Source organism: Haladaptatus sp. HS23, from assembly GCF_056892285.1.
The window spans coordinates 1-21,018 of sequence record NZ_JBXGLH010000017.1; the positions used below are offsets into that span (position 1 = coordinate 1).

The 21,018-nt window shown below is 54.8% G+C and carries 18 protein-coding genes; 9 read left to right on the forward strand and 9 right to left on the reverse strand.

Annotated elements, in window-relative coordinates; all coding sequences use genetic code 11:
• Positions 1-683: 683 nt before the first annotated feature.
• Entirely contained in the window at positions 684-1,787 is a 1,104-nt protein-coding gene (locus tag AC1XDK_RS26565) for an endonuclease/exonuclease/phosphatase family protein (protein ID WP_483353030.1), read from the reverse strand.
• A 312-nt stretch (positions 1,788-2,099) separates the two neighbouring features.
• Here AC1XDK_RS26565 and AC1XDK_RS26570 point away from each other — a divergent pair, with 312 nt between their 5' ends.
• Both AC1XDK_RS26570 and AC1XDK_RS26575 read left to right on the forward strand, forming a co-directional pair.
• Positions 2,100-2,810: a phosphoglycerol geranylgeranyltransferase gene (locus AC1XDK_RS26570; protein WP_483353031.1), complete on the forward strand. Its 711-nt coding sequence runs from the start codon at positions 2,100-2,102 to the stop codon at positions 2,808-2,810.
• A 314-nt stretch (positions 2,811-3,124) separates the two neighbouring features.
• Positions 3,125-4,492, forward strand: coding sequence for a hypothetical protein (locus AC1XDK_RS26575; protein WP_483353032.1), 1,368 nt, complete (start codon positions 3,125-3,127; stop codon positions 4,490-4,492).
• Positions 4,493-4,504: 12 nt separating this feature from the next.
• Here AC1XDK_RS26575 and AC1XDK_RS26580 read toward each other — a convergent pair whose 3' ends face one another.
• Both AC1XDK_RS26580 and AC1XDK_RS26585 read right to left on the reverse strand, forming a co-directional pair.
• On the reverse strand, positions 4,505-4,792 hold the full coding sequence (locus AC1XDK_RS26580) for a hypothetical protein (RefSeq protein ID WP_483353033.1): 288 nt from the start codon (positions 4,790-4,792) through the stop codon (positions 4,505-4,507).
• Positions 4,793-4,796: 4 nt separating this feature from the next.
• Positions 4,797-5,204 carry a helix-turn-helix transcriptional regulator gene (locus tag AC1XDK_RS26585; RefSeq protein WP_483353034.1) on the reverse strand — a complete coding sequence of 136 codons (408 nt, stop codon included), beginning with the start codon at positions 5,202-5,204 and terminating at the stop codon, positions 4,797-4,799.
• Between AC1XDK_RS26585 and AC1XDK_RS26590 the strand changes: the two genes are divergently transcribed.
• From AC1XDK_RS26590 to AC1XDK_RS26610, 5 genes are all read left to right on the forward strand, one after another.
• A complete protein-coding gene (locus AC1XDK_RS26590; RefSeq protein ID WP_483353102.1) occupies positions 5,167-5,658 on the forward strand; it encodes a hypothetical protein in 492 nt (163 codons plus the stop codon). The genes AC1XDK_RS26585 and AC1XDK_RS26590 overlap by 38 nt on opposite strands.
• Positions 5,659-5,682: 24 nt before the next feature.
• Positions 5,683-7,017, forward strand: coding sequence for a TrbL/VirB6 family protein (locus AC1XDK_RS26595; RefSeq protein WP_483353035.1), 1,335 nt, complete (start codon positions 5,683-5,685; stop codon positions 7,015-7,017).
• Positions 7,018-7,074: 57 nt separating this feature from the next.
• A complete protein-coding gene (locus AC1XDK_RS26600; protein WP_483353036.1) occupies positions 7,075-10,290 on the forward strand; it encodes a VirB4 family type IV secretion system protein in 3,216 nt (1,071 codons plus the stop codon).
• Complete coding sequence (locus AC1XDK_RS26605) at positions 10,290-11,342, forward strand: DUF8128 domain-containing protein (protein ID WP_483353037.1); 1,053 nt, start codon at positions 10,290-10,292, stop codon at positions 11,340-11,342. The genes AC1XDK_RS26600 and AC1XDK_RS26605 overlap by 1 nt, the downstream gene beginning before the upstream one ends.
• An 83-nt stretch (positions 11,343-11,425) precedes the next feature.
• Positions 11,426-14,203 (forward strand): type IV secretory system conjugative DNA transfer family protein, encoded by a 2,778-nt coding sequence (locus tag AC1XDK_RS26610; protein WP_483353038.1) that lies wholly within the window; start codon positions 11,426-11,428, stop codon positions 14,201-14,203.
• Positions 14,204-14,218: 15 nt separating this feature from the next.
• On the opposite strand, the gene AC1XDK_RS26615 is transcribed toward AC1XDK_RS26610, so the two are convergent.
• Positions 14,219-14,698: a transcriptional regulator gene (locus tag AC1XDK_RS26615; protein ID WP_483353039.1), complete on the reverse strand. Its 480-nt coding sequence runs from the start codon at positions 14,696-14,698 to the stop codon at positions 14,219-14,221.
• Between the two features lie 1,634 nt (positions 14,699-16,332).
• Positions 16,333-16,797 carry a hypothetical protein gene (locus AC1XDK_RS26620; protein ID WP_483353040.1) on the reverse strand — a complete coding sequence of 155 codons (465 nt, stop codon included), beginning with the start codon at positions 16,795-16,797 and terminating at the stop codon, positions 16,333-16,335.
• 91 nt (positions 16,798-16,888) lie between these two features.
• Between AC1XDK_RS26620 and AC1XDK_RS26625 the strand changes: the two genes are divergently transcribed.
• A complete protein-coding gene (locus AC1XDK_RS26625; RefSeq protein ID WP_483353041.1) occupies positions 16,889-17,122 on the forward strand; it encodes a hypothetical protein in 234 nt (77 codons plus the stop codon).
• Positions 17,123-17,819: 697 nt separating this feature from the next.
• Here the strand turns inward: AC1XDK_RS26625 and AC1XDK_RS26630 are convergent.
• The 4 genes from AC1XDK_RS26630 to AC1XDK_RS26645 all read right to left on the reverse strand — a co-directional run bounded on the left by AC1XDK_RS26630 (position 17,820) and on the right by AC1XDK_RS26645 (position 19,968).
• Positions 17,820-18,419 (reverse strand): hypothetical protein, encoded by a 600-nt coding sequence (locus AC1XDK_RS26630; protein ID WP_483353042.1) that lies wholly within the window; start codon positions 18,417-18,419, stop codon positions 17,820-17,822.
• Positions 18,420-18,589: 170 nt separating this feature from the next.
• On the reverse strand, positions 18,590-18,955 hold the full coding sequence (locus AC1XDK_RS26635) for a hypothetical protein (RefSeq protein ID WP_483353043.1): 366 nt from the start codon (positions 18,953-18,955) through the stop codon (positions 18,590-18,592).
• Between the two features lie 67 nt (positions 18,956-19,022).
• Entirely contained in the window at positions 19,023-19,190 is a 168-nt protein-coding gene (locus AC1XDK_RS26640) for a hypothetical protein (protein ID WP_483353044.1), read from the reverse strand.
• Positions 19,191-19,611: 421 nt separating this feature from the next.
• A complete protein-coding gene (locus AC1XDK_RS26645; protein WP_483353045.1) occupies positions 19,612-19,968 on the reverse strand; it encodes a SprT-like domain-containing protein in 357 nt (118 codons plus the stop codon).
• Positions 19,969-20,187: 219 nt separating this feature from the next.
• Here AC1XDK_RS26645 and AC1XDK_RS26650 point away from each other — a divergent pair, with 219 nt between their 5' ends.
• Positions 20,188-21,018 carry an alpha/beta fold hydrolase gene (locus tag AC1XDK_RS26650; protein WP_483353046.1) on the forward strand — a complete coding sequence of 277 codons (831 nt, stop codon included), beginning with the start codon at positions 20,188-20,190 and terminating at the stop codon, positions 21,016-21,018.

Here is a 21,018-nt window from a genome sequence, read left to right on the forward strand (position 1 = left end):
AACCACGGCGATTGATACCGCTCTCGACCAGCTATCTCTTCCAACAGTGAGCAACTACTTCTAATGTCTACTATAGCTTGGATCTGAGCGTATGACAAATGAACGGATCCTCACCTGCGTTGACTGTCAGTGGCGAATAAGCACACGCGAGCATTCGTCGCATGAAGTCAATCGGCGTGCAATACGGCATTTTCGTGCGACTAGGCATCAGGTGACTTCCCCATCGTGGAATTTCTATGATGAGGATCATCTGTCTTAGCTACTGCTGTAAACTGACCACTAATCTGCTACCCAAGAGCGCACGATCGATCGTGAGGAGAATGGTTGCCAGAACGGCCACGAAGATTGACGCCGGTTGGTCGTCGAACTCTATGCTCTGTCGGTAGCAACCGATGTTTCCCACCAAAGGTCCTTCACTCTGGATCGAGTGCCCACATCTGCTTAGTGCAACATGAGGCAGTGAGACGAATGAATCCCAACCAATCCTTCAGGTCTATTTAAATAAATTTACTGCCGCCCGTTTTTATAAGCGGCAGTGCACCCACCTCGAAGGAAGGTCACAAAAATATGCACACCTGCCTCTAATCAAGGAGAGAAATAGCAAGGTCGTATGCTACTGTCGGTGACGAAATGCAACGGTCTACGCTGACAGCGAAGTCACGAGTAGACGAATCAAACTCGCTTTAGTGGCAGGGAGTCGTTTCGATGTCAGCCCAGACGAGCCGATGGTCCGAGGCCGTAGTAACGTCTTCACCGAGGTTTCGCTTCGTTGCATTCTTGCTCGGCCAGACAACCGACGAAGCGCGAAGCGAAAGATCTGGAGAGGGAAGAACGTAATCGATCTGTTCAACAACGCCCTCAACATCACCACCGAACCGTGTTGCGGTGGGGAGGCCCCGTTGTGAACCGCCCAGACTCTTTGGGAGCTGATCAGTGTAAAAGCCGTCGTTGTCGAGGAGGAACTTCTGGGCAGGATGGAGTGGACGCTCGTCTCGACCCAGACCCGGGCCCGCATTCATGTCGCCCATCAGGACGTAAGAGGCGTCATCATCGAGACCACCATGGACGCCATTGTCGTCGTATATGTAGTCTTCACCAGCGACGTAATCTGCGAAGAACCGGACTTCGTCGTGATTCCACTTCCCGTTGAAGTTGTTCTTACCGTCGAAACCAGGCGGCGTCGGGTGTGCAAACAGACCATGGACAGTCCCTCCCTCGGTCTCAAATGGAATATCAATGTGGGTCTTTGAGGAGAGTCGATAGACATTGAGTTCCTCCTCCGTTAGGTAGAGCGCAGTTTCGTCATCCCCAGAGTCTGTAACAACGCACTCTTCACCCGCGACCGGAATGAGATTTCCAGGCATATCCGCCCACTTAAATCTCCGAAAGGAACGAATGTTTGATTCGTCGATCGGATACTTGCTTGCGATCGCGAATGCATAGTGACCCGGATATTCCCCGAATCCGAACGCGTCACCTGGGCGTTCGCCGAAGGTTCCGTCCTTATTGAAGTCAAAGTCCTGTTCGGGAAGGGCGCCTGTATTACTCTTTGGCTGAAGCGTATGTTCGTAATCGATGCCCTCGAGGTCATCTCGTTGCGGGATGCTGAGATAGTTCTTCACAAAGGCGTCGATGTTCGCTCTGTCAGTGTATTTGCCCTGCTGGAGATTGTTAGTGAGTTCATTGATGACGAGGATATCTGGCTGGACCTCTTGGATGACTCGGGCGGCCGCTTTGGCCTGCGGATCACCTTGCTCCTGGACTTGCTCTGTTTCTAATTCGATCACGTTAAACGTCGCGTAGCGTGTCCCATGATCCTGCTTTCGGTGTTCGTCCCGTTGTCGTCCACCCACGGTACCGACGAAACCAGCTGCAGTCGCTGTACCACCGATCGTCTTGAGTAATGCTCGTCTAGCCTGAGATCGAACCATCGATCGTATATGTGATATATAATTACATTAATTTTCCCATATAGATGTAATCGATAGTAACTTGATATTGGTTTGTTCGAAACCGAGGATTCGCGGCGATGGTACGATTCTGTAGTTTCGAGTAGGCAGAGAGAAAGCGGTTTCCGTGTGATGGCACTACGGTGAGCTATGGCGGCTGCGTGGGCACAGTGGGAGCACGTCACGAAGGTCGACCCGGATAAAGCACTCTACAAGGGGGATACCTACGCTGGCATTGTCGATACAGGAACGGATGCAATCATTATCGGTGGCACTACGAACGTCACTGAACCCAGCGTTCAGTCAATTCTCGATGCACTTGCTTCCACTACGACCCCGATATTCGTCGAGCCGACCTATCGCCCGTCGTCGTCTCATACCGAGGCACTCTCTGGGTACCTGCTGCCGATTGTTCTGAATGCCGATGACCCACTGTGGATCACAGGAGCACACCACGAATGGGTTCGTTCATCCAATCTGGAGTGGGAATCCGTGCATCCAGAAGCCTATATCGTCCTCAATCCAGCGTCGGCAGTCGCCACGTACACGCAGGCAAACTGTGACCTCGATATCGATGACGTCGTCGCCTATGCTGAGCTTGCCGAACAGATCCTCGGGCAGGAGATCGTTTATCTCGAGTATTCTGGCATGCTTGGTGATCCAGCTGTTGTCGCTGCCGCACGAGATGTACTCTCATCAGCGCAGCTCTTCTATGGGGGCGGGATTCACGACTACGACTCGGCCTACGAGATGGCAAGTGTCGCTGATACGGTTATTGTTGGCGATATACTCCATGAGGCCGGTATCGAGGCGGTCGAGGAGAACGTTCGTGGTGCGAAGGATGCACAGCACGAGTCATAATCGTACTCTCGACGATGAAGCAGTGATTGAGAAGATCAAGAGTGCGAGCCTGCAATCGGTCGCTTCTAGGTTAGTATAAAATACTAACTCTACACCCTATCAGTTTCCATGTGGGCTTTACAGCTACCGTTTTGAGTGACCGGCGTCCCTTTTTTAACTTTTGTATTGGTTTTCTATATTCCCCATAAATACTATCTCACCCAATCTAGTATTATTTTCTAGTTATGAGCTACGTTCAAGACGGTTTAGAGCAAGACAACGGATCTCTGGTTCGTATAAACGCCCGGTGCTGGTCCCTCACGAGATGAGCCAATATGAACGACCACAAGAGCAGTACGCAAGATTCCGGTGCCGTATCAACACGCAGACGCACGTTTCCCGCTGCTGGTGCAAGTGCTGGAGTGACGGCGCTTGCTGGCTGTCTCTTACCCACAGGCGGGAGTGGTGGGAGTGTCCCGCCAGCAGGGCCGACGAACAACAGCACGAACGCGACAAGCGGACACTTTCGAGCGATCGATCCCAAGCAGTGGCGTGGAGAGTTCCGTAACGTCGTGAATATGGCGAAGGCCGGTGCGGATCCGACCGGTGAGGAAGACGTCTCTCCCGTAATCCAGCGCGAAATCGGGAGTGACACACTGCTCTACTTCCCGCCGGGACGCTACAAGCTGAATAGTCAGGTTCGGCGCGTCGGACTTCAGAATCTCGGCATCATCGGCCAGAACGCGACGCTTGTCCACGGGAAAGTGGATGCTATCAAAGGTTTTGACGTGACAGCAGGCGAGTTCCACGGTCCTGCCCAACACTTCAAGATCGGGATTCCTGACGATCCGCATCAAGGCAAATTCGTGTTCGGCGGGTTCACACTCGATTGGCGCGGGAAGAACCAGGGGATGCAGGTACTGAATCACCACACTGCAGGGAGGTCAGAAATTCGGTCGCTTCGCCAAGTCGGGATGCATTCTCTTGGATGTCAAGGACCGCTTCGGGTGAATCCAGCCACAGAAGAAGCGCGAGCCCGCGTGAACAACGTCGATTTCCGGTTTGGAGGGCTCACCTACCAGAAGACAATCAACACTCGTGATACCTACGACGGTGGCCCGTACGCTGGCCGTTCGTGGGCAACCTCTGGGATTACGATGCATCCGAGGACACAGGGATATCTTCGCGTCGAGAACTCGCTGTTCGGTGGCTGGCCGGACAACGGGATCTATGTCAAGGGTGGACATCCTGGTGAAGGAGATGGGACCGTCGACGTGATGAACTGTGTCGCGGCGAACAGCCAAGCATCCAATATCCGCATCGGGGGCGACAATTCACGAATTCACAACTGTGTAGTTGTGACTGACCGCTCATTCGGAGACGAGTTCTACTACGAGCAGCGCCCGATTCGCATCGACGACGGCACGTGTACCGTCTCAAACTCGAAAATCGTCCAGACAAAGCCGACGGGATGGTCACTCACGATACAGCACGCTGTCGAAAAAGCCGTAGTGAAAAACGTCGAGGTGACGATGAAGGATACACCAATGACAGCGCTCGTCGTCGACGATGGTGTTGGTCAGGCAATTGTCGAAGACTTCGTGATCAACACGCCTGGGTGGGATGCGACAAAAGCGCGAGTCATTCGGAATGGTGGAGCAACACTCAAGAACGTGTTTCTCGATGGCGAGCAAATTGCGTGAGAGAGCTGGTTTTTAGATTCGGGTGAATTGGTCGGCATTCACTGGGAAAATACTCCGTCCGTAGAGTTTGATGAAGTACGCGGCGATGAACCATGAGAGAATCACCAGCCAGCCAGCGGCCGCCCCCTCTAAGCCGAGCACGTACATCGCGACCACGCCCGTTGTTCCGAGGACGATGATCTGGATGATGCTACCGACGAGAACGACCTTCAGAAGGCCGATGAGTATCGAGAAATGTCGGCGGAGGGTCTCTCGTGCAGTTTCGTTCGGCGCTTCGATCGAGAGTGGGGGGATGCGCATAACTTCATCCTCCATTTTCCTCGTTAGCGAGCGGATCACCGACTAACTCGTACAAGGCTGTTTTCGCATGGATATTCTCGAGATACCCGGCAGCAGTGAGTATTCCGAGCCGATTGTGGACGTATTGGCGCGAGCGGCCAGTCTCGTCGACAATGTACGATTGCGTTGCCCGCCCACCTCGGAGTATTTCAAGAATCTCTTTATCGACATTGGTGAGAGTGATCGTTCGATTGGAATTGTGTGGGAGCATGTAGTACAGCCCTAGGGTGTGACATAAATAGATTACGGACACACTGACTCTAATCGATAGTATACGGCATCTCAGTGTGTGCGTAAGGTATTTATCTAGCCCTCTAGATGTGAAAGTGAGTACAATGGATGAACAAAAGCCGAAATCGGCCCAGAGACCCATCTCTGACCGATTCCAGCAATTGATGAACGATTCGACACAGGAATATCACGCACTGAAGCGCGTGGTCGCTGAGAAATGTGGAGCGATCCCCACTCGATTTATTCGTCATAGCGTCGGTATCGTCGCCACAACCGCGGCGTTCTCAGTGCCAGTGGCGGCACAAGCCACTCAAGAGGCAAGCGACGTGATGTGCTCATCCGGGCTTGGTCCCGTCATTACGCTCGCGTTCGGGATGATCACGATCGGAATGTTTCTGCTCGCAGCATTCCGCGGTGCAATGGCCTGGCTGAAAATGGGGAGCGCCCGGTCAGACAAGAAGAAAGAAGGTCGCGATGCAGCCCGTGGGGCAGTAATCACGTTTTGCGGTGCGTGGTTTTTCCCGCTGTTCGCCGTCGTCCTCGACAAGGCGGGTGTGAGCACTCTCTCGTGCGTGAATTTCGCGAATATAATGTGAGCTTCTCGAGTTCCCTTTCTGATCATGATCTGGAAGAGACGCAGCAGATGGTTTTCGGCATTCCTTCTCGTCATGTTAGTCGCGTCGCTCGCTGCTCCAGTCGCGGCACAATCAGCCAGTGCAAACAACTCGACGACGTCCCAGAACCACTGGATCGGTAGTCCTGGCAACGGTCAGACGACGGTACCATCGAATAATTCGACAAGCAACGGTGTCCTCGGTGGACTTGGTGGTGGACTCGTCCCGTCGATTAACCCAGTCGACATGGCGAAGGGGCAACTCAAAGCGATTGCTAGGATATTTCTTGGCGTCGGGAAGGGCATCGCGAATACGGTTCGCGATAGCGTCGCTGCAGTGCCCGCTCCTGGCCAACCGGACAAGCCGAGTACCTGGGTCAATCCTCAGAATGGTCTGTGGCCCGGCGTCTACAAAGCCTCGGCATGGACGGCTGGCCTCGCGAGCGTTGTACTGATGGCGGCATTCGGGATGTCGTTCTATCGGTCGGATCCGTACGAGAAACGTCAGGCGTGGAAGCGCGTTGGGGTCGCGCTCGTTATGGTTGCGACGACCTGGATCATCCCGCCCCTCTTGCTCCATCTCGCAAATGAAACTGCGATATCGGTTGCTCCCAACGGTGCTGAGTTCATTCAAACGAATTCAAAGCTCGCGAAACTCGGTGTTGGAATTGGCCTTGGTGCCATTCTTGGTATTCTCCAGTCAGGCACAATTGCCATCGGGGTTCTCATCCTTGGCCTCGAGCGAGCTCTCATCTATGTGTGCGTGTTCTTATGGCCGCTCTCCTGGGCCTGCCGTGCGTATTCGGGCTTCCTGAAGAGCATCGGTGACACCTTCGTCTATCTCTTTGGCGTCGTGATTGTCACGAAGCTCTTTCAGGCCCTCGTCCTTCGATTGCTCGCCAACTTGCCCTGGACGTCAGGCGCACTCGGCGTGTTGGAGACGTTCACTCTCGTCATTGGCGGGCTCGTCTTCGCCTTGCTCGTTCTCCCGAAGGAGATGCTAGCCCACGCGAACGACGCCGCCTCAATCGCCCTTGGCACCTCAGCAGCGAATCAGCGCAAGGCAGGTGAGTACGTCGACAAAGCCGGTGAGCGTGTTGGGCACGAGGTGCACGAGAAGTACCAAGACTACCAGGGCAACGACGGTTCCAGTTGGGACCAATCGGACAATTCGACGTTCAGCACCGGGACCGCAGCGAATGAGGATACCGTGAACTACCGATCGGTGAACAATGCGTTGAACGCAGACGGCGGTATCGACGCTCAAGACGTGCGGGAAGAGCAAGAACGCGCTGACTATGAGCTGAATCAGGACCGTGAGATACTGCAGCAATACGACTAACCCCCCGTTTCGGTTCACGCCGACATCCCGGTGCAAGGCTGGGAACGGGACTTACCTATGACAGACAACGAAGACGCACCGAAAGACCCGAGTCAACTCGTCCCGCCACACGTCGATTCCGGGCTCGACTACCACGGGCTCAAAGTGAACGACCTGCTCTATGGGGTCCCGGGGGCTGGGGTGGTCGGTGCCAGCGGTCTTGCTGCACTATTCGGAGCCCCGCTCGGTCCCTCCTTGCTGGGTGCCGGTGTCGGTGTGCTTGGCGGGATCGGTGGAATTGGACTGGCCGTCTCATCAGGCGAGTACTCAACGGGACTGGACCGCATCAAAACACCGCTCGCCTATGCGAAGGCCAAACGCGGGTTCCCAAAGTCAGGTGACGAAGCGGCGACTGTGCACGGCGTGAAACGAATCCACGCCGATGGCACTGCCGAGATGGACGACGGGCGACTCGTCGCGATGGCGCGAATCTCTGGCCGAAATACGACGATGCAAGAGACCAATGACGCCCGTGAGATGATTGGCCGTATTCGTGGCGAACTTGATCAACACGTGAGCGATTTCAACTTCCGCCTGTTCAGCACGGCGCTGGAGATCAACCCCCACGATGTCACCGAAAAATACCGGACGAAACTCTACTCGTCGGAGTACGCGGGCGAGGAGTGGAAGCTAGCGCGAGAGCTCCTTCGAAGTGTGATTCAGTGGACCGAGAACACCGATTTTCCGCGGTTCGATGCGCGGGAATGGCAGCACTATCTCGTCGTAGAAGTTCGTCCGGATGAAGTTGCGGTATCGGACATGACCAGCGAAGGCGAAATTCGCTCGCTACTATTCGGAGGTGATACCGAGCAGTGGGACGCCAAACGCCGACGGATGCAGCGTGAAGTGAAGAGCCGGCTTTCCAGGCTCTCCCGTGCATTCGGAAGTACCGACGGGTGTGAGACGACGCAAGTCGGCCCAGCTGAACATTCGCTCCTCTTGGGCCGGTACTGGAGCGGGACGGAGCACTCCTTCGACTCAGATAGTGTGACGAAGAACGTCGATGCAGCAGTGTGGCCACATAGTGCCGAGAACGGTGACAGTCCACGCCCCGAAGCGGTGGATGCGACCGACACGCCATCGACGGGAGTAGCAGATGTCGCAACGGTCGAGGCAACGACCGACGGCGGTACCGTCTCGCAACCGGTCGCGAGCACTCATGCTGACGACACGGCCAACGAAGAGACGTCGTTCCTCGCACAGGTCCGCGAAGGCTTGCTCGCCCCGCTCGCCAGCGACGAAGACGAGACAAACGGACTGGCTCACGATCGCGTGCAGGAACTCCTGGCCCCGCAAACGTTCGACGCTCGCGATAGCTACGTTCGCACCGGCCAGCAGTACTGTCGAACCTACTGGATCGCTGATTGGCCGGTCGAACCTCGAGAGAAGTTTCTTGAGGAGATCTACACCATGCGAGGCGTGGACGTCGATGTTTGCTTAGACGTGCGAGCGCGGGACAAGCGGGCAACGGAACTCGAATTGAAAGACACAATCGGCGAGATCGACGCGAACATCGACGAGCGTAAGGACGTAAGCGACGTTTCCGCGATCCTCGTTGAGGACGACCTCGATCCGTACGTGAAAATGTACAAACTGCTCCATCACACACAGGCCCAGCCGTGGGATTTGAGCGGCTACGTGACGGTTCGCGCTGGTACTCGGCAAGCACTTGATGAAGCCGAGGAGCGTATCGAGGAGGGGCTAGCGAGTGAAGACGAACTCACACTGGATATCGCGAAACACCGCGCACTCGAAAGTGCGTGTGAGAAAGTGACCGGTACGCTCGAGAGTGCTCCCGCTCATCTAACGGTACTTGCGCCGGAGCAACGACAAGCCGAACTGTTCGAATCATGCTCGCCGAACGGCCGGGATAAATTCGCCGATGTCTCCACACGCGAACGCTATTCACTCACTCTGTCGGGGACGATTGCGGCGGCTTTCCCGCCGGTGTCCACGTACATCGACCAAGAAGGCGGCGTCGAGCAGGGTCGGAACGTGCAGAACGGGAGCGAGATTATTAAAAACCAGTTCTCGGTTGCGCCGGGCCACCGCCTCACGATCGGAAGTTCCGGTAGCGGGAAATCGTACCACGTCGGCAAGCAAGCCACGCGCTGGTACCTGGCCGGTGAGGACCGTACACTGATTCTCTGCGATACGATGGGCGAGTTCGGTGGGCTTGTCGAACTCATGAACGGCCAGCATATCACAGTCGATGGGTCGCAGACGATCAACCCACTTCACATCGAAGAGACGCCGGAGGATGTGCTTCGAGCGTCGGGGAATCTTGACCCCTATGACATGAAATTCACCGAAGCCCGCAACTTCATTCTCGACATGATCGGTGACACGAATGGGGACTTTGCTCCGCTCGTCTCCGATGCGTTGAACGCTACGTACGAACAGACGGGGATCCTGAAGGACGACGTCTCGACACACAAACCGGAGAACAGTCCGACGATGGCCAACTTCCGGGCTATCGTCAACGACATGGGCGAGAATCCGGGCGACTACGTCGATTCCGAACTCGAGAAGGCCCAAATCAAAGAGAACGCTGGACCGCTTCTCCGACGGCTCAGTGGCTTCAAAGAAGGTGGTGAACACGATACCCTCGTCGGGGAATCGGAAGCCCAAATCCGTCCGGGCCAGGTATCGTATCTCGACCTCCAGCAGATTCAGGGCCTTGGTGCGGCGGCGGACAAAGCGACGATGCTCCAGTTGATGCTCGGGCAGGTCTATCAAGCGGTCAAACGGGCACCCAGTGAGACGCTCTTTGTCGTCGACGAGGCACACTATCTGTTTCAATCGAAGGAGATTCTAGCGTGGCTCCAACAATCAGCGCGTCACTGGCGGCATTTCAACGCCGGACTGTGGTTTCTCTCGCACCGACCGGGGGACTTCGCGAGCGCCGACGACACGGATATGCAGGAGTACAAACGCGCCATTCTCGGACAGATTCCGACGACAGAGTTCTTCTACACGGACAAGCTGGAAGAGCAAGATGCAAAAGAGCGTTTCGGGATGAACGATGAACAACTGCAGTTCATCACTCAGCACGCCAAGCGTGGTGAGCAGGGACTCGGCTATACCGACTATCTCGTCGATTATGCGGACGTCGAAGGGTGGATGCACGCTCAAGTCAAAGCATCACCGTTCGAGGATATCGTCTACAGCTACAAAGCCAGCGAGCACGGGCCCTTTGAGGACTATATCGCCGACGAATGGGGTGAGCTCTGATGGGTCTGTTCGGCAGTGACGAGACGCGGGGGAGTTACACTGCGACGCAACTCGGTGAATCGTACACCCAAACCGTGGACGAAACGCTGGGTGTGTTGCTCGGCATTCGGCCCTACAAAGACAATCAGGGGATCGTCGATGGTGCAGCGATGCTCCAATCGCTCCACGACGTGCGGACGAAAGGGTTCCGAGACACGAACATCAGCCAGCACCACACCTTCGAGTTGTGGTTCGACGAGGAGAAGCTGAAGTTCTACATGCACGCTGCTGACGAGAGTGCCGCAAACAAGTTCCGTCGACGCGTCGCGAACAGCTATTCGAACACACAGGTGTTCCGAGTGGAGGGAGGCGACGCATTCCCTCAGATCCATGCTGATGACTACATAGCTGGCGCTGAACTCGACTTGAACCGTCACTACTACTATCCAATTCGTAATCATCAGGGCGACGGCTTCGAGCGCGACCCCTACGGCGAAGTGACGAGCGAGATGCTCTCAACGCCGGAAACGCGGGTTGTCGTACAAGTCGTCTTCCGCCCGGCGAAAAACGATTGGACCGAGGGGAATGGCGGGCTGCTTTCCCGAGATGAGAGTGTGGACGACGTCGCCGAAGGGCTTCGATCGGATCGCGTCGTCGGGTGGCTGAATCCCCGTACCCGTGATGCGAGTAAGAAAGACCGCGAAGCGGCGGACGTCGTCGAAATGCAGCGAGGACAGTATGGTTTTCATACGAATTTGCGGATTCTCGCCGCGTCGCCCGATAAGTACGAAGCCGAATCACGGGCACGAGGTGTCGCGGGGATGTTCACCCGCTACTACAACACGATGACCGAGCAGGGCTTCACCGATGAGCCTATTCCTGCCAGCGAGCGAGGGGCGTTCATTGAGAAACTCCATGCCCGTGAGTGGGAAGACCGAGAGATGATTCTCTCGGTAAGCGAACTCGCGGGTGCTGCACATATCCCGAACAAGGAGATTGAGACGCCGAAAATCGACTGGCGTTACTCCCAACGCGGCGGCGAGGTTCCAGCCGACAGTCAGCGCAGTGAGTAACAACGACGGCACTCCCTCGCTTCCCGGATGGTCCACGCCACCACGTCGGTGCAAGCCCGGCGCCGGGGCTTTGGTGACATACGATGTTCAACAACCTATTCGGCGATGACGACACCCCCGATACCGAGTCAGTAGAAGCCGCTCCCGACGAACAGGACACCAACGAGATTCCCGATGAGCTTCGAGCGCCGACCGGCGAACCGTATCAAATAACACCGACGAAGAACGCCCGCATCGGCGGCGCTGAAGTGCTCACTCATACGGAAGAGAATGGCGTCGTCGCAGGCCCGAAGGTCCGTCGCCTCCTCGAAGGTTCACGGACGCGCCCCGAAGGCCCACTCTGGACGGGATATAACGACAGTTCTCAGGAAGGTTTCCGCGAAGTTCCCATCGAATTTGGATCGCTCTTCCAGCATAACTGGGTGTGTGGAACGACGGGTGCGGGGAAAACGACGGAATTGTTGAACTGGATGGTGCAGCTCGCATACGCTGGTCATGGCTTCGTCTACTTCGACCCCAAGGCACGCGACTCGAAAGAACTCCTCCAGCTACTCCCGGAGGACCGCCTCGAGGACGTGATTTGGATTGAACCCGGTGACGAAGACTTCGACCGAGACGTCGGCATCAACTTCCTCGAGATCCCCGAGACAGATAGCCAGGTCGAACAAGAGCGAGAAATCGAAGATCGACTTGAGAACCTGAAAGCGATTCTCGACAACGACGACTACTGGGGGCCGCGCATGCGTGCGATCACCGAGAGTATGGGTCGGGCGATGATGAAATCGGAGAAAGACTACTCGGTGATTGATTTCTACTTCGTCCTCCTAAATCAGGAGCGTCGCGAACAGTTCGCCGAGGAGGTCGAGGATCCCTATATCAAGGAATTCGTGAACGAGATCGCGGAGATGGACGACGACGCCGTTCGCCCACTCCTGTCGCGAGTGAAAAATTGGGTCGAGAATGGTGTGATTCGCCGGATTATTGCCCAACGTGAGAGCTCGATCGATTTCCAGAAAATCATTGACGAGAACAAAATCGTGATTGTTCGTACACCGGTGTCGAACCAGGACGTCAAGCAGATGATCACCCTTGGCGTGATGCGCCCGATCTGGAGTGCCGTCCAGAATCGGTCGTTCGAGGACGGGGAGAACGAGCCGTTCTTCGCGATTTTCGACGAGTTCGACGCCATTGCGAGCCAGAATCTCGATGTCAAAAATATGCTCGCTCGGGCTCGGTCGATGCGCCTGTCGGTGACGATTGCCTGCCAGTACCCCGAACAACTCAAAGAAGCGGGCGTGCTGAGCGCCGTCAAAGCGAACTGCAACAATCCGGTGATCTTCCGACTACCGAACGACGAGGACGCTCGTCCTGTTGCGAAGTTGTTCAAGGGGTACAACGAGGAGGATTTGATGGAGACCGAGAACTACCAGGTGTGGACGCGAATTCCCATCAAAGGCGGAATGCAGTACTCTGACCCGCTCAAGATTCACACATTCGCGCCGTATCCACCGCTTCGCTCGGAAGCAGATGCCGAGGACATGATTCATCGCAGTCTAGAGCAGTATGGAAGTTCGCCGATTACCGACGCCGAAATTCAGCGCGAACTACCGTATGGCGAATTGAACGAGGGAACAACGGCGGACGATCCGGCAGACCTCCCGGTTGGGACAGACGAGCATTTGCGCAATCAGACGCTCAAAGCCGTCTACGACGAGAGTATTCGACAGGGTGATCCAGGTGGCTGGGTGCAAATAGCAGCATGTGTTGAGCGGTTGAACCGGTATCTGCCCGGCGACGACGTAACCGACGCCGGGAAAGCATGGCGCAAAGTCTTGCAGCGAGTGCCGGATACACACCTCGATCATCGGGAGGTCGAGGACGAGATGGAAGTGAAGCCGCTTGATACCGGCTTTTTGAATCTCGGTGACTCGGAGAACGATGGAAAGGCTGAGCATTGGGCACCGATGGCTGACGCCTACGTGCCAATGACGCAACTCGGATTCATCTTCGAGATACCCGAGCAGACCGGCCAATCCATGCCCGACGGTCTTGCACGACTGGACGACGTCCTCGCAATTACACCGGACGACGACCCAGTGACGGTGGCGGATAAAGTGAACAGCTACCAGGAGGATCACGCCCTCTTGGATCGGCTGGCGGGGACGAGTGACGCCTACATCGAAAGCGAACATACGACGGGCAGTACGCAACCATCACAGACGGTCAAGAACCTGGCACAGGCACACAACGACGGAAATCGATGCCTCTTCTTTGCCCGCGAGGAGGTGGCGGAGAAGGTGTATGATACGGTCGCACACGAGCCGTTCTGCTGCCGAAGCAACCATGGTGTGACGGACGAGCGTCGGTTCTATACGGGCACGCAGACGCTGACGATTGACAGCGAAACGATGACACGCCCTGGCGGACGCGAGAATGTTTGGGTGCATGACGAGCAGACCGGCAAATACGAGCTTCGAGATGGAGAGGGGGAAGTACATGCTCGGTTCAGGTCGGCAGCGGACATCTTTACCGACGCCAATGCGTACCCCGACGGCGGTACGAACAACATCAAGCCGCCGGTCATCCCCGAGTACGAGATGGATGGTGATCTCAGTACCGTCGAGTGGGACGTGATCGTGGTGCCGCCGGAAACAGAGACACCGATGGATATCATGCTCTATCAGGAAGGCGGGTCGAACATTCACCTCCCGAACCTCATCGACGATATAGTGGACGAAGAAGATTCTGTGACAGCCAACGCAGAGCCAAGCATTACTAATGAGTCGCCGACACAAACGGAGGAACAGCAGGTCGATGATGTGAGAAAGAACGTGATTGACGAAGCGGCAGAGTTCCTCTAAGTGGCTGGTTGCGGACTACAAATTATCTTTGAGTTTCTGAATTGCCTTCTTGGTCCGTGAACGCAGGTCCTCGATATCGTTGTCGTGCTTGGTGCGTAGCGACTCGACTTCCTTCTCGAGCTCCTCGATCCGTTCCCAGAGTGCTTCCACATCATTAGGATGGGCGAGATCTCGTGCGGCGAGTTCCAACCCGTCCTCGCAGAACTGCTCACCCCGCTCCGTCAACTGCCACACGATCGCCCGTGATCCTTGGCCGATGTGAACCCGATCAATTTCTTCGACTAACTTCCACCGTTCCAGTAGGTCCATGTGGTGGGTCATGCTGCCGGTTGGAATGCCAGCGTGTTCCCGTAGCTCCGAGGTGTTCACTGCAGTATTATCAGCGGACAACAACACTTGGAGGATGTTGCGGCGAGGATGGCCGAGGCGGTCTTGCATCTCCTCGAAGGTAGGCACCGTTCCATCTGACTCCTCAGTGATTGAACCATTGCTCATGAGGCGTTATTTTCCCTGTGAGGCCATAAATATAGCCTCCTATATGGCGTGATTACATCATCCCGACGGAAAGGCACCTGCCAAACAAGGGGGGCGAAGAGATAGAGAGAAACCAGGCCTGCAAGAAGCTGACAGAAGTGACACATAGATGAACAGCGGGGAGAAACCCTGCCGAGAGCGAGAGTGGATACCAGCTGTGACATGAGTAGTGGCACCCCAAAGTATCAACCGACAGAGGTAGAGGTGACAGATGAAACGCCCCCGGCTGGCACCCCGGAGACGAAGTGAAAATAGCACCCCACAATGGGCGAGAAAATGGGCACCCCAGAAGGCGTCCAGCGGGATCCAAATGGTGTGACGAAAAGCGGCGGAAACACGACGAGAAACAACTGGACAGTCCACCAAGAGCAAAGCAACGACAAGCATCACAACGAGACCAGAGACAGTCCACTAGAGACGAACCACGACGGACCAGGGCAAGAACAGAACGACAGTCCCCATGCGAAAACAACAGCCGAGGGACAGAGAACAACGCGAGCTGGGACAGTCCAACAGCACGAATAGAAAGCCCAAACTGCGAGCGATATAGCTTGCCGAAGGTGGAGAAATAGTTAAACCGAGAACCGGTGACAGTCAATGAGAGCGAGACAGACACGGACAGTGTAGCGGGAGCGAGAAGAGAGCTGAAAACGAGAGATACACAGTACGACGAGGAGCGAGCTAGGCGACAGTACCGACAGCAGGGACGTGCAGTTTAACGAGAGGACGACAGTCACCGAGACGAAAGAACCTCGAGGAGCGGTCCACCTCAAATACCGAGTGACGACGTACGAGACACAAAGGCTGTGAGACAGCACAGAACAGTCAACAAGAGCGACGAGTTCTGACAGTCCTCTTCCGGGACAGGACGACAAAATCCGATGAGCGACGATAGTGGGGTGCCAGTGGAAGCATTGGTTGGGGTGCCCACTGGCTTCACGCAGATCTGAGTGCCAACCAGGATGCCAGAACGGGTGCTAACAGGAGCACACACCGTCTGAAATCTGGTGTGACGGCATGATCTGGGTGCCGACCCAAGCCCACCACGGGGGTGCCGTCTCCAGCGAGACACCGCAGTTTCAATGAAGCGACCCACGACAGCAGGAGATGAACAGCACGGAAGACTATCCACGAACGACAGATTACCGTGTTCGCCGACCACTACAGATGGACTGTCATATTTGACCACCAGCACACCCCGAACTCCGATGGTCTCATGCTGAAAGGACTGTCCAAGATGAACAGTACAGGAGAGATGAGCCGGCTAGAGCCCGGTGGACTGTCCTCTGCGTACCAGCAGGAGAGTGGTAGGTTTAGTAATGGTGGGACTGTCGAGTGAGCGCTGTTTACAGCGGAACTCTGGTGTGTTACCAGCGGGACTGTCAGGAGTTAGAATTGACTATCTATCCGGTGGAAAAGCAGATGAAAACCGCTGTGTTTCAGCTGGGTGGGCACCCCGTCTGGTTTCTGCCGGCCGACTGTCCACTGGTCACGAGTAGCGGTTATTCGCTCGGCGGCGAGTATTCGGCATCCCACCCTTGAACTAAACAGAGCAAATCACAGCCGCTACTTCAGTCAAAGTTGAATTAGGGGAATTATCCGTCTGTGTCCCCATACGTCATCGTTGCTGTGGTCTTGAGTACATCGTCTCCACCAAACCACCCTTGGGTAACCTGTGTCTTAGCCTGGGTTTCCACAAGAATGTCACCGGCAGTTAAACGACCTGGATTGACAAATTCTGAGATGAACTGATACGTTCCCGAACTCGTCGTGGGTGGTGTCAAATGGATTCGCCAGTCTGCTGTCTCTGTCGAATGTTTTTGTTCTACTGTCGCTTGCTTCTGATCATCATTATTGGCGGGTACAACGTTTGACTGCCAATTCGTACAGACCCCATCGTTCGACAGATCCTCTGTCCGCCAGTTGTGCTGGACTGCAATGCCCGCCTGTTTCCAATTCGTTGAGCACCCACTATCGCCTGTGATGACATTATACTTCGTCAGCAGCACAAGCCGTGTTTGGTTATTGGCGTGGCTTTTTTCGAAGAGAGTAGCCTCCATGTAAACTGCTCCGTTTGGACAGTCATTGCCATCGGAGTTTGTCTCGGCACGTGCAACGACAGGAGCTGACTTGACATCGGAAATATCGAGCATGCCCCCTGAGATGGTTGCAGCAGTCCCCGGCGGGCCAGTGATCATTGTGCATCCTGAGAGGGCAGCGCTGGCGGTGAGACCACTTGTAGCAAGGACCGAACGGCGGGAGGGCATGATTGGTGATTTGAAAAGCAGGGTAATATTTGTTAGGGGACATATAGTAATAGAACCCCACAATATTGATGGCAGCCCAGGTGATGAAAATTCAGAATCGCTCAAAATGATTGGTTAGTAGCTCGAATCAGCAGTGAGCTAAGGGGGTGCCGTAAAGATAGTTTCCTGCCGTCTCCCTGACTTCGCTTCTGATTTCACTGCTGGGTGGTACATTAAGCAGGTTTGGGGACACCTGATCTCGAGTGATCAGGTGAGAAACGCCGTTGCTACCGACAGAGCGCCAACTATGGTCGCCGGACTGTTACTGACTTCGCAGATGAGCCAGTTTGCTTGACTCTGACCGTTGTCGGTAGTTGCTCTTTCATTGTCACGACTAAGCGGTATGCATCAGCACTCTCATCAGCTGTGCAACCACCGCCAAGCCAAGATGAGGTATCCGTATTACCGACAGTCACTGTGAGGGTCTGCGAGCCTTCGTTGTAGGAGACATCCTTCAGATCTGCTTTGTTGCATGTGCTTGATCCAACATAGAGTGCTGCTCGAACGATCACCTGCTTCGACTCCGGTTTGAAGGAGACAATCGGTTGTTCGGTTGGCCCAGGGAAATCGTTGACATCCGGACTGCCTGACTCGTAGATAGTGAATTTTCGACCGGTAATTGAGTGGGAGCGGTTAGTCACACCACTAAGATCGCCTATACAACCACCAAAGAATGTAAGCGCAGCCAATGAGAGGAGTGCACGACGTTTCATAAGTAAAAGCAAGCTATTGTAAGCGAAGACATCGGCAATGATTTTGCAGCTGTACTCACTCGTCTATGGCTCATCTTCACTGACCTCAAGCGTGAATCCCCACGTGAACGTCTCATCATACCCGTCTTCGTCGTGAATATTATAGGCGGCCTCGAATCGATACTCTCCAGTCGGGAGACAGCCGTACTTGGTCGGATCATCAACGACGATCAGTTTCTCTGTCGAGGACTGTCCCGGCTCAAGCGATGCTGGTGTCGGAAATTCATTCGTCCAGATGAGTTCGTGCTTCGATTTCCCGTCGGTTCCAATGCACTCCGGTGCGTAGTCAGCTGGTGGACTATCTGGTGCCTTGAGTGCATAGAGAAGAATGCCAGATTCTCCTGCGCTTGAACTAGCGCCTTTGTAGTAGGGAACGTCGAACTTTCTGGTTGTGTCACCAGTATTGGTCGCGGTAGTCCTGAGATGGGCTGTTTGAGCGTTTGTTATCGTTGCTTGTGTGACTTCGATAGTCAGGTCAACTGGATACCGTTTTGGGACTGCATCGATTTGTGTTACTGATACCCATTTTGGAAACGGTGTGTTGCCTGAGGACGCTCGACCGAGACAGCCAGATGAGATGGGGAACAGCGTTCCCAGGCTTATGAGCACGGTTCGGCGTTTCATATCAGTTCATAGGTGTATTGAGGAATAAGCTTCGTGGTGAGTGAAATACCTCTTTGACATTACTCTCGTGAGTCAGAGACTCTGTTTACGATTTCGTCCTAGTGATCACTTTTGACTAGAGAAGTGGCAAAATTACTCCCACGGTACCTGAGAGATTCTATAACCAAATTTCAACTGGTAGTATCTGTAGGTGGCAAATTATGGGTACCCACGTACTTGTGTCGTTCATAGAGATACAGGTAGGGAAGCACGAATCCAATCACAGGAACGATCATCCAATAATACCATCCAGACGGGTTCCAGTCGGAAACGGCAGTAACATACTGCTTATCGAAGTAGATGATGAGCGGTGAGAGGAGCGTTAAAACACCGCCAAGCAGAGCAAACGGTGCGGTGATCAACGACGTGTAGACGTCAGGTGGCAGAGCAATTGCAATGAGAGCAATAATTGGGACGAGGGCAGCAAGCACTCCAATTGGAATCCACCACTTGTCGCTGGGAGTGAGTTCAGGTGTCGAGACGATTGTTTCGCTCATGGCATAGTAAACGATGTGATTAATTATTAATTTATGTACGACCAGAAGTAGCAATCTGAAACCAATGCTATCGTTGCTCGTCACGCTCGTCTTGGAGGTGCTCAACGTGGGCTTCTAACCGACCAATCATCCGTTCCATGCGGTCAAGCCGTTCGTCAACACTCCCGCCTGACCGGACGCGAAGAATGAAGTAACCGAGTCCACCGAGGACGCCGAAAAGGATGGCGGCAGACACGACAAGCATCAGGGCTATAAATACGAGCTCAAAACCATCTATGAGCAGAAATGGTGCCATTAATTTGGATATAGTAAGAAGACAATATAACACTTGACACCGCTCTCATCATTGTTGTTGGACCCTTCACCTCGCCACCCGCGTCGGAGCATATGAAGCATCCCGACCGTTTTGCACTACCGTGATCGAAGACAGTCCCTTGAGATCATCCTAACCGCGTCTATTACGACCGTTCGTAATCACAGGACAGACAAGAAGAGAAAACTCAGCGCGAGAGATAGACGTTAGTATACAATACTAACGCTGGCAAATCAAACGTAACCCTCAAGGATCGAGGCACTACTCTGCAAGTCAATTGTACCGCGCGAAAATCTTCCTCGTAACTACGGCTTATCGCGAGAACTACTTAAATGAAAGCTGATCAGTGGCCGTTGCCCTCCTCAACGCGGAACGACCCACCGCACTTGCTACAGCTGTACTGCTCGGGGTGACGTACTGTTTTCGAGCGTCGATAGCGGGCAACCCGACCGCCGCAGTCCTCACAGACAAGCCACCACTTGGGCGTAGTGAAGTGTTCGCAGTGCCGTGAGGTGTCGAGGTGGTTCGTCCAGCGGGCGAACGTTGCGCCGTGATCCGCGTCGCCGAACTCGTGGTACTGCCACGCGTGAATCAGTTCGTGCCGGACGGTTTCACTGAATTGCTCCCAGCCATGTTGTTCGTAGGCCGTCCAGGTCAGCGCAATTGTGATTGCCTCTGTTGCAGGGTCGTACTTCGTCACGCCCGCCTGTCATTGGGCTCGGTGTGAAACCTCCCAGTTGATTGTTTCGACCGGCAGTTCGGGGAAGTGCTCGGCGGCGACGTTCGTAGTGTGGCGTTGCGTACGGTCAAACCGACCACGCTCGGTTGGCGGTGTGCCATCGCTACCGCTCGGCGCATCTGTACCCGGTAGCTGTATTTGGACAAAACCCCTATGCACATTGTTGGTGATGTTTTGTCCATGACCCAGTATACAGAGTGGGCAGATAAACAGCAAACAACCACTGTGTCGGTAGATGGGCACGAACTCACGATCGCCTATTACGAGGAAGGGACTGGTGATCCAGTCATTTTTCTCCATGGAATCCCCACTTGGTCGTTTCTCTGGCGAGACATCGCTCCTGAAATCGCCGATGAATATCGGGTTATCGTCCCTGATCTAATCGGATATGGAAATTCATCTATGGACGACCACTTTGATCGATCGATTCGTGCACAGGAAGAGGCGATCGGTGATTTTCTTGATCAGCTCGGAATCGACTCCGTCTCGTTCGTTTCCCATGATATCGGTGGCGGTGTCGCACTGCGCTATGCCGCACACAACCCCAGTCGCGTCGACAAGCTCGTTTGTTCGAACGCGACCTGTTACGACTCGTGGCCGGTGCAAGTGATTACTGACCTCGGGTTACCTAAAACCGCAGAAACTCCGCATGACGAGTTTCTCGAAGAGATGCGTTCTACCTTCTCACAGGGAACCTATGAGGAGGCTGACGAAGCCTTTGTCGAGGGAATGCTTGCTCCCTGGGACTCGGAAGAAGGGCAGGTCTCCGCCTGCCGGTGTGCTGTTGCGACGAACACGAACCATACGACCGAAATCTCCTACGAGAACATCGAAGCAGATCTCCTCTGTCTCTGGGGGGCAGACGACCAGTTGCAGCCGATCGAGTACGGGGAACGGCTCGCGGAAGAAATCGATGGTAAGGTAACACCGCTAGATGAGGCATATCACTGGGTGACCGAGGATCGCCCCGAATCTTACCGAGAGGAACTACGGACGTTCCTCCAGAAGTAA